17 protein-coding genes are annotated in these 16,133 nt (G+C 41.1%); 4 read left to right on the top strand and 13 right to left on the bottom strand.

The annotated features are described in order from the left end of the window. The first annotated feature begins 54 nt into the window (after positions 1-54). Both QP775_RS10595 and QP775_RS10590 read left to right on the top strand, forming a co-directional pair. A complete protein-coding gene (locus QP775_RS10595; RefSeq protein ID WP_285105906.1) occupies positions 55-1,143 on the top strand; it encodes a sensor domain-containing diguanylate cyclase in 1,089 nt (362 codons plus the stop codon). 121 nt (positions 1,144-1,264) lie between these two features. Beyond that, positions 1,265-1,645 carry a hypothetical protein gene (locus QP775_RS10590; RefSeq protein WP_285105904.1) on the top strand — a complete coding sequence of 127 codons (381 nt, stop codon included), beginning with the start codon at positions 1,265-1,267 and terminating at the stop codon, positions 1,643-1,645. A 32-nt stretch (positions 1,646-1,677) separates the two neighbouring features. On the opposite strand, the gene QP775_RS10585 is transcribed toward QP775_RS10590, so the two are convergent. From QP775_RS10585 to QP775_RS10565, 5 genes are all read right to left on the bottom strand, one after another. Further along, positions 1,678-2,265: a DUF4291 family protein gene (locus QP775_RS10585; RefSeq protein ID WP_285105901.1), complete on the bottom strand. Its 588-nt coding sequence runs from the start codon at positions 2,263-2,265 to the stop codon at positions 1,678-1,680. Positions 2,266-2,419: 154 nt separating this feature from the next. Beyond that, positions 2,420-2,905 (bottom strand): NTF2 fold immunity protein, encoded by a 486-nt coding sequence (locus QP775_RS10580; protein WP_285105899.1) that lies wholly within the window; start codon positions 2,903-2,905, stop codon positions 2,420-2,422. 6 nt (positions 2,906-2,911) lie between these two features. Next, positions 2,912-3,748, bottom strand: coding sequence for a TIGR02452 family protein (locus QP775_RS10575; protein ID WP_285105897.1), 837 nt, complete (start codon positions 3,746-3,748; stop codon positions 2,912-2,914). 41 nt (positions 3,749-3,789) lie between these two features. After that, the gene (locus QP775_RS10570; protein ID WP_285105895.1) at positions 3,790-4,341 is read right to left on the bottom strand and encodes a riboflavin biosynthesis intermediates N-glycosidase; all 552 of its coding nucleotides are present in this window, start codon (positions 4,339-4,341) and stop codon (positions 3,790-3,792) included. Continuing rightward, positions 4,341-5,231: an NUDIX domain-containing protein gene (locus QP775_RS10565; RefSeq protein WP_285105893.1), complete on the bottom strand. Its 891-nt coding sequence runs from the start codon at positions 5,229-5,231 to the stop codon at positions 4,341-4,343. Before QP775_RS10565 ends, QP775_RS10570 begins: the two co-directional genes overlap by 1 nt. Positions 5,232-5,574: 343 nt before the next feature. Here QP775_RS10565 and QP775_RS10560 point away from each other — a divergent pair, with 343 nt between their 5' ends. Then, on the top strand, positions 5,575-7,320 hold the full coding sequence (locus tag QP775_RS10560) for a methyl-accepting chemotaxis protein (RefSeq protein WP_285105891.1): 1,746 nt from the start codon (positions 5,575-5,577) through the stop codon (positions 7,318-7,320). 169 nt (positions 7,321-7,489) lie between these two features. On the opposite strand, the gene QP775_RS10555 is transcribed toward QP775_RS10560, so the two are convergent. The 4 genes from QP775_RS10555 to QP775_RS10540 all read right to left on the bottom strand — a co-directional run bounded on the left by QP775_RS10555 (position 7,490) and on the right by QP775_RS10540 (position 10,631). Beyond that, entirely contained in the window at positions 7,490-8,818 is a 1,329-nt protein-coding gene (locus tag QP775_RS10555) for an SMI1/KNR4 family protein (protein WP_285105890.1), read from the bottom strand. Between the two features lie 212 nt (positions 8,819-9,030). Continuing rightward, positions 9,031-9,687 carry a GAP family protein gene (locus tag QP775_RS10550; RefSeq protein WP_285105887.1) on the bottom strand — a complete coding sequence of 219 codons (657 nt, stop codon included), beginning with the start codon at positions 9,685-9,687 and terminating at the stop codon, positions 9,031-9,033. Next, on the bottom strand, positions 9,680-10,456 hold the full coding sequence (locus QP775_RS10545; protein WP_285105885.1) for a MerR family transcriptional regulator: 777 nt from the start codon (positions 10,454-10,456) through the stop codon (positions 9,680-9,682). Before QP775_RS10545 ends, QP775_RS10550 begins: the two co-directional genes overlap by 8 nt. Positions 10,457-10,481: 25 nt before the next feature. Next, entirely contained in the window at positions 10,482-10,631 is a 150-nt protein-coding gene (locus QP775_RS10540; RefSeq protein ID WP_239329131.1) for a hypothetical protein, read from the bottom strand. A 157-nt stretch (positions 10,632-10,788) separates the two neighbouring features. Between QP775_RS10540 and QP775_RS10535 the strand changes: the two genes are divergently transcribed. After that, on the top strand, positions 10,789-11,445 hold the full coding sequence (locus QP775_RS10535) for a DUF4097 family beta strand repeat-containing protein (protein ID WP_285105882.1): 657 nt from the start codon (positions 10,789-10,791) through the stop codon (positions 11,443-11,445). A gap of 256 nt (positions 11,446-11,701) precedes the next feature. Here the strand turns inward: QP775_RS10535 and QP775_RS10530 are convergent, their stop codons facing one another. From QP775_RS10530 to QP775_RS10515, 4 genes are all read right to left on the bottom strand, one after another. Beyond that, a complete protein-coding gene (locus tag QP775_RS10530; RefSeq protein WP_285105880.1) occupies positions 11,702-12,145 on the bottom strand; it encodes a cell wall hydrolase in 444 nt (147 codons plus the stop codon). A gap of 162 nt (positions 12,146-12,307) precedes the next feature. Further along, a complete protein-coding gene (locus tag QP775_RS10525) occupies positions 12,308-13,354 on the bottom strand; it encodes an NAD(P)/FAD-dependent oxidoreductase (RefSeq protein WP_285105878.1) in 1,047 nt (348 codons plus the stop codon). Next, complete coding sequence (locus QP775_RS10520; RefSeq protein ID WP_239329136.1) at positions 13,355-14,332, bottom strand: ABC transporter substrate-binding protein; 978 nt, start codon at positions 14,330-14,332, stop codon at positions 13,355-13,357. 98 nt (positions 14,333-14,430) lie between these two features. Then, positions 14,431-16,035 (bottom strand): AraC family transcriptional regulator, encoded by a 1,605-nt coding sequence (locus QP775_RS10515; protein ID WP_285105876.1) that lies wholly within the window; start codon positions 16,033-16,035, stop codon positions 14,431-14,433. Positions 16,036-16,133: the final 98 nt, after the last annotated feature.

The raw sequence follows: 16,133 nt of genomic DNA, 5'->3' as shown, positions 1-16,133 counted from the left end.
ATTACCTAATGATGGCTGACAGATTACTATGCGAAGCTTGGAGGAATTGGGACGATGCTTAAGAACCGTCACCTTAATGTCATAATGGAAGTCCAACAGCAGATGCTGCTATCTAACTTTGATTTGAAGCTGTTTATGCAGACGATCTGCGATCGGATGTGCCTATTAACCGATGCCGATGGTTCTACCATTGAGATGCTGGCGGGCGATGAAATGGTTTATGCTGCCGTCAGCGGCACCTTGCAGCCTCATCTCGGAATTCGATTAAATAAGAACGGCAGTTTGTCGGGTTTGTGCGTGACGGAAAAGGAAATCTTGTATTCGCCGGATACGCAGCAGGACGTTCGCGTCAACAAGGAAGCAACGATGAAAGTCGGTGCGCGAAGCATGGTTTGCGTTCCCCTGTTCGAATCTAGCAACGCCGTCGGCGTGTTAAAAGTCATCTCCGATCGTCCCGATGCTTTCTCCAGCCGCGATATCGAGACGCTGCAGTTGTTATCGCTTGCCCTGGGCTCGGAGCTAGGCAAGCAAATCAACTACGATGACAAAATTCGGATTCTGAACGATTACGAGCAATTATTGGTTCAATTAAGAGCCGAAATTGAAAGACGCGAAAAACTAGAGTGTGAGCTTATTCAATTGACAGAGCGCGACATTCTGACGGGATTACTGAATCGTAGAGGCTTTAGCCATCGAATCCAAGACTGGATTAATCGGGCCAGTCGAGAAGAGGGCTCATTGGGGGTGCTCTACCTCGATTTGAATAAGTTTAAGCAATGTAACGATACTTACGGCCACGAAGTCGGCGATCTCGTGCTTGTAGAATTCGCAAATCGCATTAAGAAAGCGGTTCGCGAATCCGATCTGGTCGCACGCGTAGGCGGTGATGAGTTCGTGGTGGCGGCATGGCTGCAGCACGACTACGACGGCTTAATGCGGGTTGCCAAGCGTTTGATCGAGCAACTTGAAGCACCGATGCGGATTAAGGCGCTTCAACTACCGATGTCGACCAGCGTCGGCTGTACGCTATGGGCAGAGGGCATGACGGAACTCGATCTCATTCGCGCGGCGGACCAATCGATGTATCTCGCCAAGTCCAACGGCATCAACCGAATTGCGGTTAATGGGGAGCTCTTAGGGTGATTCAGCTATATTAAATGAAGCTGCAAAATTCCTTACCCCGCAATCATTTACTTGTAGGTGGTCGATTCGAAGTCTATTTTATAATCATAATGCAGCGCAATTATATTGGGGTGGACAATTTATGAAGAGTCAATTAAGAAACATTACCATTGATAGCCAAGCATTTGTTTATTGGTATACAGCTGGGAGTACTTTTACATTAAATATTTCTCCAAGGGAAAACAAAAATATCAAAATCACACTTATTTTCGAATCAAAACCACCAGATGAAGATCCCCTTACATCTTGGGCTTTTTACAATATTACAGCACAAATTAATGGTTTAGAAGCAGACATACACTTGTGCAAGCCAAAATATATAGCTGAGATAATTTCATATCTAATGAAACAAAGAAAAGAATTATTTACAAAAGGGCAGCCTCATATTTTAAATAATGCATGGGATTTACTAATGGAAATGGGATATTCCCATTTTAACCCGGTTTGGGTTGGTGAATGGTAATGACGAACCGACTAACTGAATTTAGTTTGTTGTCACATATCCAACCTCCTTCTAATTTCGTTGTTTTTAATAGGATAAATTTTTTCTATTGGTAAACTTTTAGAGTTTAGTTTTCCCTGCTTTCGCTGTACATTCCATTTCTTCACTAGCGGTGTCAAATCTTCAATACGGTAAATGCCATCTGTCAGTAGCTCTTTTAGAGTGGTTCCTTTTAGACCAATTTGAATGGCTGCACGATTTATGGAATTGCTATTCACATTTCTATCGGGATCCCATTGACAATAAACTGTTGTGTCCTCAAATGCTTTTTCCCATTGAGTTGATCCTTTGTAAATCGTTGAATCTGGTGAAGTTAGCACCGCTTTCCTCAACAAATCATCAAATTTTTCTATATAAACATCCACAGCCAAAATGCATTCCTGATTTTTCTTTGTTCCCCAATTTGACCGATACATCATCCACAAAAAAGACGGTTTTATCCATGTCATACGATTAAGATTAAAGTTTTCACCAAAATTCTGTAAGGCAACTGCTTCTTTTGCAATTACTGGATTATAAGCCTGATAAACCCGTATATATTGTCTATCGTATTGTGCAAATACCTCTTTTATGTATTCCATGGTGTCTCCCTATACTCCGATTTCTCGCACTGCGTCTTATTTGCATCATGTGCCAAATAACAATAGCCTGGTACTTACTTTGCACCATATTTAAAATTAGACCGTATAACGTGAGATCGATCAAAATATTGAAATCTGTTTATTTTTTTGCAATCTATCTTGTTCCATACATCATAAGTAACCTTCCATTTTCTTTTGCAAGAGCAATATAAATAACACCGCCATAACATCCCGGAGGAAGAGTTCCTTCAATAATCCAAGCTTCTGCAATAGGGTTATAGCTGATAGCAAAGGGAGTTTCCTCCAAAAAATGGGGGTAACGTTCCGCCAAATAGGAGAAGATTGCCGTTGCAACTGCGTGTACATCTGTAAGCTCACCAAAAACAGTTTCATCTCCAAACCGATTATCCTGGAGAAGAGTGTCGCGATCGGCGAAATAGAGTTCAAACCTGCCATATAAACTCTCATCATCCAAATCTCGTTCTACAAAGCCATATTCGATGACTTTTTCCTTTTGATAAACGTTGCTTTTGCTCTTTTTCTTATAGTCGGCCCGTATGGTGATTTGATTGACTCGAAGCCGGTCACGCTCTTGCTCCTGCTCTGCTATTAATTGTTCCCAAGCATCGATAAAGCTCATTTTGATTCACCCTCTATGCCCATTGAACTCCTTTTCAAAAGCACGAATGCACTTACCCTCTTTGGAAGTGTCCCATACCGCAAAACAAATTTCCGAAAACAGGAGTCCCAAGCCCTCATCCTCCAGCAGCTCCCGCCACCACCCTGCCACCTTCACAGGGTCATTCCGAAAAACACCGCAGCCGTAAGCACCCAAGATGAGGTTCATATCGCCTTTTTGGGCGAATATCGCTAAAGCCAGTCGCATCCGGTCTTTCATCATACAGTCCGCTGTTTGGGGATCCTCTCCCTTAAGCAGAACCTGTCCATAATTCACGGCAGGCAGAGTCAATACTGAAGCTGTCACCGGCCGCTTTATAAGGTCAAACCGCTGGTCACGGAAAAATACTACGTCTGGTGAATAGATAGCGTGATTCGTATACATCATCGATTTCCAGGCCCGATTCGCCATATAATAACGTTCATTGCGCAGCTGCGTTTCATATAATCCGCTGGATGCCGCCAAGCTTTCTTCCTGCGCCATCGCCCCGTTTAAAAATCCCCCTCCGGGATTTTTTGCGCTAGCAAAGTTTAACACGCCGACTCGCTCTTTCCCTGTCTCCGCAGAATCTAATATCGCTTTTACTGTGGTCTCGTTGGCGACAAAACAAGCAGCTTCTTGCGGCAGCTTAGGCAGCTCGACGATTGCCCGTACCAGTGTCTCTCCATGTTCAGGTGTAATCAGCTCGCTATTTTCCTCGGAATGTTTTTGTGCAGTAGCGAAATCTACCTGCCGCCCCTTATATTCATAGAAGCCCTGCCGCTGTATTCGTAATGTTTCCTCGGCAATTTCTTTTCGTTTCATTTCATTCCCTCTTCTTTCATCAATAACTAGTCCGGTAGATGTTAAGCTCGCAGCAATTCGTCCCTCACTTCAGTCAGCACAAATCCGAGCAGGTTCCTACCACGCCATTTTATAGGGTTCTCCACATCCGGATTGGACTGCCCCATCCCGATCCCCCAAATGCGATCCCGTGGGCTGGCTTCGACGAGAATGCGGTTTTTCGTTGATTTGAGATAGTCTCCAAGCTTAGGATTCTGCGAAAATTTGGCCAAATTGCCTCTTTTCACGATGCCATAGCATTCGTTGTCCCAAGTGTCATTATCGAAGTCTCTAACTGCACGCCCGTAGGCTTTCATCTCCTTAGGATGCTTCGCTTTAAGAATTGCGTCTAACATTTCGCCATCTCCAAAAAGTCTTGCTTTCTCGGCCATCATAAACTGCTCGACACAGCAATACTCGTATCCCTCTACCATAAAAGGACTCATCCACCATTGGCTGAAACAACTTTTGTCGACCCCGCCGTCTTTTGGTGGTGTATGGCCCCAGAAGAACACAAACTTGAACGTGTTACCCGCAATATATGCTTTTCTCAACTGTTCGATATTGTATATCATCAATATTCCTCCAAATTTCTCCGAAACAAGCGGGAAGGACGGTGTCCCGCATTTTCAGTATAATGATCGGTCTCCGCCACGAGATACGCCACTTTACGCCGGAAGGCAGCCTTCAGCAGCTCTTTATCCAAGATCACCTCGTAAACCTGCTGCAGCTCCGTCAAAGTAAAGAGGTGCGGCATCAAATGCAGCGCAATGTCGGTATAATTCACTTTTCCCCGCAGTCGCTCCATAGCACGGGCGATAATCTTCGCATGATCAAAAGCCAATCCGTGATTTGATACGATGGAGTAGGCTGTTGATGTCGAAGTCGGCTTTGATGTCACCGTCCGTTCCACAACTGCGGTAAGCTCTTCCTCTTCGCTGCTTAGCTTGAGCTCGTATTCCATCGTTTTCACATACCCATCCTCAATAAACTCTTTATGTTCACGCAGGAGCCGATAGGTTACCTTGAACCAAGCTGCGCCAACAGCGTCATCCCCTGCTTTCAGCTGCACCTGATCGCTGTTAATTAAGGCCATGTAGCTGCAGCTCATTACCCAAGTGCGAGGATCCCTTCCTACATCGCTGATGGTGTACAACTGCTCCAAATATACATCATCTACACCAGTCTCCTCGCGCAGTTCCCTCACTGCCGCCTGCTCCGTCGTCTCATTCGGCCGGACGAAACCGCCCGGAAGCGCCCAACTGCCCAGGAACGGGTGACCCCCGCGGCGAATAAGCAGAATTCGCAGCTCTTTTTCCGGAAGCTTGCGGTAGCTGTCCGCCTCCGTGTTCGTTACCGTGAAAATAACCACGTCCGCTGCCACAGAAGGCCGCTCGTAATCCCCGGCACGATACTGCTCAAAAAATTCACGTTCCGTAAGTCCATCACGATCTAATAAGTTCAAACGTCCTTACCTCCATTGTTATTTATTTATTCTAGCCTTACATCTCTCCGAAATAGTTCCTCATCAATCCGCTTGTAGTTAGTAACATTTTAATAATAACATTTTGTTAATATCAAATATAACAAAATAGCAAAGGAGATGCAAGCAGAAACGTAATGAGGGTTCCTCCTACATCTGGATCGACCGGCCTATTATGGTGTTCGCCATTGCAAAAGACCCAGCAAAAAAATAAATAGGAGCTTGTCGCGTCGTGACCGACTGGGGAATAAAGGATTTTTATGTCGTTTCTTGAATACTATATTTAGTAGAACATTACCCAACATCAAGAGAGGGAGTCGAGACCATGGGGGAAGTAAATAAGAAAAAAGCATTAACCTTTTTTTCAAAGAACTTGATATTCTCTATTTCGGGAATAGTTCTAGCCTGTCTGATCATGTCAGTGATTAGTTACGTTATTATGAGTCGTGCGCTTATTGGCAGTTTGGAGGAGCAGGCAACAGGGGTTGCAACATTATGGAAGAATAGGTTTGAAGTAGAAGACTTGAAGAGCGCGAAGACAAGTTCTTCAATAGACTCAACAATCCAGAAAAAACTTATGTCCTTACTCGATGAATTGTCAAATGGAAATGCTAATGTAGCGCAGGGGTTCCTATTCGAGCCGGAAGTCGTGGATGGTACAAAAACAAAGGTCTTATCTAACCCTACTCATTTATTAGAAGTGGGACTTAAACCTGGAGATTTATTTGATCAGCCGACTGATATGGTTAAGGCATTCCAAACATTGAATCAAACGAAATCGCTAGTAGTTCCCCCTATTTACAAGGATGATATTGGATCATGGCTCACGGTATTAGTTCCAGTCCTCGATCAACAGCAACAGCTCGTTGCCGTATTTGGGATTGACGTGAATGCATCCGTAATTTCAGAACAACAAGACAATTTGATTTGGTCTTTAGTGATTGCTTCCCTGTTGTTTTTAGGTTTTGGGATTATTATACAAATTTTTGGTCTAAAAAGGCTATTACGTCCTATCAAAGAATTAATTAGTGGTGTTGGAAAGATCAGCAATGGTGACCTCACACAGAAAGTGATTGTCCATTCAAATGATGAACTAGGACAATTAAGTGAGAGCTTCAATGAGATGGCCCGATCGTTACATAGTATTTTGGAACAAGTACAAACGACTGTCGAACAAGTAGCGTGTTCCTCTGAACAATTATCAGTTAGTGCCGAAGATTCAACAAAGGCGTCTACGGAAACGGCTACGATCGTCCAAGACCTAGCGACCGGAACGGAAATACAGGCGGGAAATATTGATCAAACTAATCGTGCTATAAACGATATCTCGACAAGAGTAGGACAAATCGAATCCAATTCCCGCGTGGTCATAGATAAGGTGGCTATTGCGACAAACCTTGCAACAGAAGGAAACCAAGCGATTGATATGGTTGTTAAACAGATGAATTCTATCAATTTTACAGTAAACCAATCCGCTGAGTCCATGAAATTCTTAGTCGATAATGCCCTTCACATCGGAAGAATTGTAGAGGTCATCAATACAATCGCTAATCAAACGAATTTGTTAGCCCTTAATGCTTCCATAGAAGCTGCCCGTGCTGGAGAACATGGACGTGGTTTTGCTGTGGTTGCAGGTGAAGTGAGAAAGTTAGCTGAACAGTCTTCCAATTCAGCTCAACAGATTACATCCTATGTGGGGAGTATCCAAGAAGGAATTCAAAACGCTGTCCAGTCTATGGAGCATGGTACAAGAGAGGTTACAGAGGGACTCCATTTGGTGAACCAAGCAGGATCATCGTTCCATGAAATTCGCGGTGCGGTTGATGAGGTGTCGCTGAATATCCAAGTTATGTCCACTGCTCAAGAACAAATGACATCTCGTGTTTCCGAGGTTCTATCATCGATGACTCGAATTCTGGATGTCACCAATGAGGTGGTAGGTGGAACACAAAATATTGCTGCCGCAACGGAGCAGCAGTTGGCTTCTATGGAAGAGGTTACATCTTCTGCAAATGTATTGTCTAGTATGGCAGAAGAACTCCAAGGGAAAATAAGACAGTTTAAGTTGTAACAGGAATAGGATGCTTGATTAGCGGTCTGACCTTGCCAAAGAGAGGCTGTCCCAAAAGTAGTTCAACCTACTTGAGGGATGGCCTTTTTGATTAGTGTGTAGCCAATACGATAATTCAAGTCCCCTTTTATGGTCATGTGTCTGCATTGACTGGACATCAGTAGCAAAATTATTCTTTGTCAAAATAATCATCTGGCAAATTTAAATCTTTCAAATAACCAATAAATTTCTCCCTGAAATTATCATTGCTTTTATATTCCGGCCATGCAGCCTTATAATACGGCAATAACTTCTCATGAGGGATCATGCCCCAATATAGAATAGAGCTTTTCATGACCTCCTTAACGCCCCCCATTAACATCTGTTCAATGATCTCCCAGCTTTCCAATTTGTCATTGCAACCGCGTGTGGCATAGATTGCGGTTGTTTGTATATTCGAGTCAGCATGGCACAAAAAAGCCTTAAATTTTTGAAGTGAAATTGCACCTGAAGATTCCAAAACATACCCCACATAACGTAACGTTTCCAACTCATGAACTCTGTCCAGACTTTGCACTATCACTATAATAAATTCTTCTAAATCAAAAGATTTACCATACCAGTTCAGAATCCTTAAAGCTTGTAAAAAATCCTCATTTTGATCCGAGTGCAACAGTTCCAGAAGATAGACTCTTCCCGCGTCAAAAGAGGTTTTGCAGATGAGCTGAATGGCTTGGGTGCGATCATTTTGTCCTCGCTCAGCAACGTTTCTTAAGAAATCAATGGTTGGCTGCGAAATTTTCTTAAACTTGAACATTCCATCAAGCGCTTTTGATCTGATTTCTTCGTTTGGAGCGTTTTGATAAACTTGTATCAATGTATTTTCATCGCCCGGCATTTTACTGCCAAACCACCCGATATCATAATCCAAAATAATTTCGTCCAGCCAGCGCTCATACCAGTCCAGAAAGTTATCTTCATAGACAAAGAAAAAGGGATGATCGGGATAAAAATCTGAAGTGTAAACGATTCTCCCCCTGTATTTTCCTTCAATTACGAGATACATATCGTATTCGCAGCCTTGCGTGCCAATGCACAGCATACCTCCCATCACCTGATCACGGACGGCCTCGTATTCCCGGTCGGAGATGTCCTCATCACTGATCAGAGGGGCAGTCAAACGGTTCCATTCCTCTTTTGTCATCTCGGGGTGCAGAACGCATTTTGTAGCGAGTACACTGCTATCAATATGGGAAGTTGCCTCTCCAATCGAATAAATCCCGTAATAAGGTCCGGCACCCCCATTCCCAACATTCGTTAAAAACTGCGTATAAGGCTCTGGAAGTGCGACCTGATTTTTTGCTTGCCAGTCCGCAAGCTCTTTTGCTGTAAGCTTTTCATTAACCCTGTATTTGTGTGATGATGCTCCAAACACCAAGCAATCCATATCTTTGTGCATGGCCTTTTCGAGTTTGTTATTTATTCGATCAAGTTGCGTTTCTTTCTTCCAAAACAACATTTTGAATCCCCCTTGTTGATTATTTTGCCGGCTTCCTTCGTTTGCTTACCCATTAATTTCAGCAAATGCATACCGGTATTCTCTATAAATACTCTATATGTACTCAGCAGCGTCTGCTAGACGGACGCCGAAAGAATTTATATATAACGGCTTGGATGTATAATGAAATCCCTGATCCGAGTGGAAGATGACGCTGCATACTCTAATACTCTTTACAGATAATCCAAACTATTAAAAATCAAAATCAGCCCAACGATACACATGATCCATGAAATAGCAGATCCTGAATACTTCGAAAGCCGGATTCGAAGGCGTTCTAATGAACTTTGCATCACTCGTCCCAATAATAAATGCAGTGTAAACACAATCAATGGCGGCAGCACCATAATGAAATTATAGCCAGCTAAAATCGGCAGCCACTGAAATACTGCCAAATTTGAGGTTGTCATAAGACCAATCGCAGCAAAATAAGGAAATGCTGCCCCCACTTCAATCAATGATGTCGTGAACCCGAGTGCAACCATAGATGCCATACTTTTGGACTTTGGCTTTGGCAAATCGGAGTTTTTACTTTTAGGATAATAAAAACTTGCTATAAACAATATCCCCCCGATAATCAGCATTACCCAACTAACAATCCGATTTTGAAAGATAGAGGAAAAGGAAGCCATTATAGCATCTAGACCTAACATTAGAGAAACGCCTACCACAAAATAAACCCCTGCGACTGTCAATAAATAAATCATTAATCGTGAGTTTAACCGCTCTCTTTCAGTTAAAAGCAAATATACCGTGACCCCCAAAGTTGCCAGACTAATTGCATCTAACAGGGCTAATCCCCCTACTATAGGAATTAATTCATTACCCACGATTCTCCTCCTTGCAGGTAGTGGATTTGTGAAGGGAAGAAATGTAGATTTCGTATGCTCGCTCCATAAAATCAAGAACTTCCTGTTCGATCGGATAAAGTCCAAGCTTCTCAGATTGCATTGAAGACTTTCTTATATCCCATAGTTTATTGATAAACTCATCTTCGTCATTAAAGTCTTCCATTTGCTTCTCCAGCATGCGTCTTATTATGTTTTGCACTTTTAATGACGCAGGATCATTCTTCATATGTTTTTTTATCTGACCTAACAGAGCAATCCACTCCAGAGAATCAGGATCTTCTCCCCTCATTTTGGGAACCTTTTTCAAAAGCTCGAGTTCCATATCATTAAACATGCTCTCTCTATAGCTCTGTAACCTTGGTTTATTATTAGTTGATAACCGAATAAGTTTCTGTAATGCAAGATAGTCATCTCCACCTTCTACTGCCATCCCATTTATCAATTCCCGCAGAGAAGACTCTATACCCTTTAATTTATCTTGCTCTTCCATAATATAAACCAGTTGGCTCTTCAAACTATTGGACCAATTCCAATTAGGATCAGTTAGCATTACTTTAATATCTTTTAAGCTGCAGCCGATTCCTTTTAAAAATTGAATTTGCTGGAGCCGCTTCAAATCCTCTTCTGTATATAGACGATGCCCCCCATCGGTTTTGGAGGAGACTGTAAGTAATCCGATCTGATCGTAGTACCTAAGCGTTCTAACCGTAATTTTAGTCTGTTTCGCAACTTCCTTTATGTGAATCAAGCACTGACACCTCTAATGATTGAATTTAAATTTCTTTGTTTTTAAATAAACCCATTTTAATTAAATATCCTAATCCTAGACCGACTAATACACCAGGAAAAGCTTGATCAAGCATAAGTCCAATCCCTGCTCCAATAATGACACATGCATAAATAATGATATCTCCTTGTTTCATTTTAACATCCCCCTTGTCTTTATCATTGGCTTCATTATACAAAATGACGTAACGTCACTTTCAAGTGTTTATTTACAAGTGTTCTTTTAAATGTTACTTGCAAGTGACGTTACGTAACCTAATACAATCAGCTTAATAATTATGAAGAGGTGAGGAAATGAATAAATATTACGTTTGTTTACTTTTGGTAGGAATACTATTTCTAAGTGCTTGTGGTGCTAATGAAGAGGCTATGCAAACGGTATCACTTAAGGGAATTAATAACATCTATATTGACCATGGCAGCACAACAGTAGAAGTAGAATCAGCAGATATCGAGTCAGTTGAAGCTTCCTGGCTTAATAATAATGGAACGGGAATTGTTATTGATAAGGAGAACGAACAATTTAATATTCGGCTAAAGAGTGATTTCAGGAACATAGTGAATATCGGAAATATGCCACAATTGTCTCTCCGTATTCCAGCCAATTATGAAGGAAAAGTAACGATGGACGGTTCTTCCGGAAACGTAAAGATAAAGAACATGAATACACAAAAGCTCGATATAAAGGGGAAAAGCGGAAATGTATTGCTTGACTATTTAGAAATAAATAATGACATTCATGTTTCTGTCAAAAGCGGCAACGTTCAATTAACTTTGGAAGACAAGGACTCTAATGTAAACTGGATTTTGCAATCTGGTAGTGGAAAACGATCTGTTTCCATTCCGCTGGAGGATAGTAAGCAAAGTAACCGGAAGACACAAGGGCAAACGGGGGATGGTTCATTTACTGTACAACTTCAAACTACATCTGGAGATATAACAGTTAAATAAAACATCTTGAACGGATCTGATCGCATAGAAAGACTATCGCGAAATTCATCAAGGGACGAATACATCCAGCCAAATGACAGGGAATTAACAAGAGAAGCCTGCTTCCCACCCCTAATGGAAGCAAGCTTCAATTTAATTCCGCTAAACCCAAAGAAGCCGCGATTTACGCGGCACCTAATGAGATAAAGTTTTGCCAACCGACATATTGCTGTGACAAGTCAGGTTAAGAGATCCTGAGCTCTTTTCGTTTATAGAATTAATACGTATTATATACTTCTTCACATTCTTCCGCGGTCGGCTCATAAAAACAATGCTTCTTCCATCGTCCTACAAACGGCTGATTATACCAAGTTGGTGGACATGGTCCGGGATTTTCGAACGATCCGGGACGGAAATACCATAAAGAGAATTTGGCTGGCCAATTTCGCTCTCCATTCACCGCCCGTCGCGCCAGACGACGTTCCCGCTCTCTTGCGTTTTGATAGTACATACCATGCTGCAATGCTTCAAATGCATGTGGCTGGTTGATCATTTGAGGAATTGTCCGGATGTCTTTAAAATCGGAGCAATTCGCTCTTATTCGGTTAATACCAACATTTCCAACAAGGAGCATGCCCATTTCGCCTTCGGTCTCAGCTTCCGCTCGAAGCAACCTTGCCAACATATTAATATCTTGCTCCCTGGCTTTTACGACTGCCATTGGCTCACCTCTTTAGATTTCTAGACTCATCATATTGCAGGCGAAGCGGAAATGTTACTCTGGCAAAATAAAGAGCAATCATAAATCCTTATAGATCTTCAATAAAAAAACCCATTAGATAAACAGATGATTTGTTTATCTAACAGGGAAGGTATTAACCTATCACTTATGTGTAGTTACAGCTTTATTCTTTTGTTGTATCGCGTCATTTTTTTCAGCGAAGATGTCATTGTGAGAAGAAACGCCCGCCATTTTTGATTCTGTAGGGTCAATGTATAATTTGGCGCTATTCACAGCGAGAACAGCATCGTTAAATGCGCCTGCAATCAGCCTTACTTTCCCTTCATTCGTTACAATATCGCCTGCGCCAAAGATGCCTGGCATGCTTGTGCACATTTTTGGTGTAACAGAGATGCCCCATTCTTCAGAGGCTAAGCCCCATTCCATAATGGCGCCACCAAAGTTTCGTTCAAACCCGTGATTGACAAGCACTTCGTCTACTTCAATTTTTGTCGTATCATTTGAATCAACATGCTGTAATGTGACATGTTCAATTTTATTACCATTGCCATGTAACCGCGAAACTGTGTAAGGGACAAAGGTTGTTGCGATTGACTTCATGCGCGTTACAGACGATTCAAAGGCACTAAAGTCATCTCGTCTATGAACGACGTACACTTCTTTGGCGATAGGAGCCATTTCAATAGCCCAATCTACAGCTGAGTCGCCCCCACCAGAAATGAGTACACGTTTATCTTTAAACTTATTTATGTTCGTTACCGTATAGTGAAGATTGTTTAGTTCATAACGGTCAGCGCCTTCAACCGTTAATTTCTGAATGCGTGTAATACCGCGTCCTGTAGCTAAAATAATTGTTTTCGTATAATGTTTCTCGCCTGTTTTAGCTGTTAAGACGAAAATGCCATCCTCGCGTTTATCCATGCCAACAACCTCTTGACCAAATACGATTGTTGGATTAAATGTCATAGCTTGCTTGATTAAGGAGTGAATAATATCTTCACAGCGAACAGGCTCAATGCCACCGACATCCCAAACTAATTTCTCAGGATAGGTGCGCATAAACCCACCTAATTCATGTTTAACTTCGATCATTTTTGTTTTCATTTCACGCATGCCACTGTAAAAGGCAGCATACATACCAGCTGGGCCGCCACCGATAATAATGACATCATAGATTTCTTGTTCCATTTAACGCACCAACTTTTCAACTAAATAATCAAGGAATAGTGGAGAGCCAATCAAACCTTCACCTACAACGTAATCTGCTGTTTTTAATGGGTACACATTACCTGCTTTCACAGCAGCCATTTCTTTCCACATTGTGCTATTCTCTAAATCTTTCATGGATTGTTCACTACTATAATTTTGCATTGTACGTTGTTCGACAAAAATATGGTCTGCTTCAATCTCTGGTAAAACTTCTAAGGAAATGGGCGTGAACCAATCCTTATTATCTTTTAACTTAGTAGGAATATTTAGTCCAAGTTTTGTGTATAGCATGTCACTGCCAGGGCTGCCCTTTTCAGTGCCTAGCACACGATATTGTTTTTGTTCTACACGTAATACGAGAATTTTTTCGTCACCTATAGCATTGTGTAGTTTCTTTTTGGTGTCTTCTATTTTTTCGTTAAACTTCTTGAGAGCAAGTTCAGCTTCTTTCTCTTTATTGAACAGTTTACCAAGCACAGGAACATATTCATCTATTGCTACACCTGCTTCAACAGCAACAGTAGGGGCAATTTTACTTAAAGCCTCGTATTTTTTAGCATCGATAGCTGCGCCTTCAGCAATAATGACATCTGGTGCTGCTTCAAGAATAACTTCTAAATTATCCTCATATTGCACAGTCGGAATTATTTTAACATTGTTGTCCTTAAATAATTTCGGGCGATACTCAGGCTCAATCTCTTCAATGACTGTCACCATTTGAGGCGTTACACCGATTTCAATTAAGTTTTCAGCATAGTTAGAACGAAGGACTAACATATTTTTAGGTTCAGTAGGTATAGTGACATCACCATAGGCATCTTTTACAATACGCGTTGTAGGCTCGCTTTTTACTTCTTTATCCTTTGCCTCATTTTCGCTTCCTTTGTTAGTGCTTGAGCAAGCAACTAATGTTAAAGCAATTAATACAAAACATATATATTGCATCGTTTTTTTCATTGAATATAGCTCCTTATTATTTGATAATGATTATCACTATCAAATAATAACAGGTAATGAAGGCGCCTACTATAGCGTAAAGTGCCTTAAAAATTGGATTATTGTGTTTTAGGGCAAACACGATCTATTATCGATTGTTCAATCTGCTGCATAATTTTCCTTTTGCCAAACACACTACAATTGTTAATCCATAAACCCGTATCCACATTAAAAACACGCTTATTTTTCACAGCATCTAAATTTGCCCACTGCTCACTTTTTTGTAAATCAGCTAAGCTAAGGTCGGCAGTATAATAATCCATTATGCGTTTTTCAATAAACAAATAAGTAGGATTAGCTGCCACTAATTGTTGTAGAGAACATATGTTGAAACTATTTTCATTTGCGCGCAATATTTCAGGCATTTGTAAGCCAAGTTCCTGATATAAAAGGATAGCCGAGTCACTAGAAGATTCACCAACATAGCGATAGCCCAACTCCTCCACACGTAAGAAAAGTACAGTAGCATCCTTTGCAATATGTTGTTGTATATTATTTTTTAGAACATCTACATCTGTCGTAAGTTCGTGAATGATTTGTGCAGCTTCATTCTCTTTATTAAACAATTCACCAAAATAACGAATTAGTGAGTTTAAATCATAAGGTAGCCCCGTGATAACAGGGGCGATTGTTTGGAAGTGTTGTTTTGTCTCATCCGTTAAGTCGACACCGATAATTAAATCCGGCTGTTGTTGTACAATGATGTCTTGTTGAATCACATATTGGGGCATTTCTAAAATGGTTGTACCCACTTCATGAAAAAGAATCTTTTGATACTTTGGCGTTAGGGAGCTCGTCACAGTAACACAACTAGGTACAACACCTAATGCAATCGCAATTTCTGCGTGTGCAGGTGAGAGAAAGCAAACACGATATTCACCAACGGCCTTTTTGAATTGCTTAGGTGGGCGACCAACAATGCGTTTAAACTGTCGACTAAAGTTTTGCACATCATCAAAGCCAACTTTTTTTGCAATATTTTGTGATAAATCATCTGTTGTTAATAGCATTTCTTGTGCGCGGAAAATACGATAACGAATTAAATAAGCTATCGGTGTTTTATCATATAACGCAATGAACTTTCTCGAATAATACCAAGGGCTATATCCAGCGATAGCGGCTAGTTCATCCCTTGTCATCATTAGGTTATATTTTTTTTGCATATAAATAACAGTATGTTCAATTCTTTGCTCAAGTGTGTATTCATCTGTTGATCGCTCTTGTTGTAATTCTTTCAGCAAGCTGTATAAAATAAATTGTTTAATGGTGATATGGAGATGGTCTGTGTTTTTAGCGAACGACATGCGAATATCTGCGATGACCGTTTCAGGCACTCGTTGCATGTAGTAACCATTCGTTGTATCGATAGACCAATTATAGGTTGATTTCATTTCTGTATCATACAGCTCAAAGCTAATTAAATAGCCTGAAAAATCAAGACGGTTTGTATTGGTAAGTTGGATCACCGCACCACTTTTAAGGGCAATTAAATGCCCAAATACAATATGCTCTTTGTGCCCATTAATGGATAGAGTGGTTTGACCATCCGTAATCAATAAGAGCGCCGCACGATCCAGATGTATCGTTGATTTTTGAAATAATGATTTGGCTAAATCTTTTATTTCTGTGCAATGTGCCAACCCATTAGGATTAGAATCAAGCATTATGTACTCCTTTAGTTCGTTGTGATAAAAGTATACTACGGAATGTCACAGCAAACGGCATAAAACGACAAGTTCAAAATGAATAACATAAGGAAATA

The sequence above is a fragment of the Paenibacillus sp. UMB4589-SE434 genome (assembly GCF_030226685.1).
Taxonomy (GTDB): domain Bacteria; phylum Bacillota; class Bacilli; order Paenibacillales; family Paenibacillaceae; genus Paenibacillus_B.
Note: the sequence above shows the minus strand (reverse complement) of the source record. Positions and strands in the feature narration are given on the sequence as shown.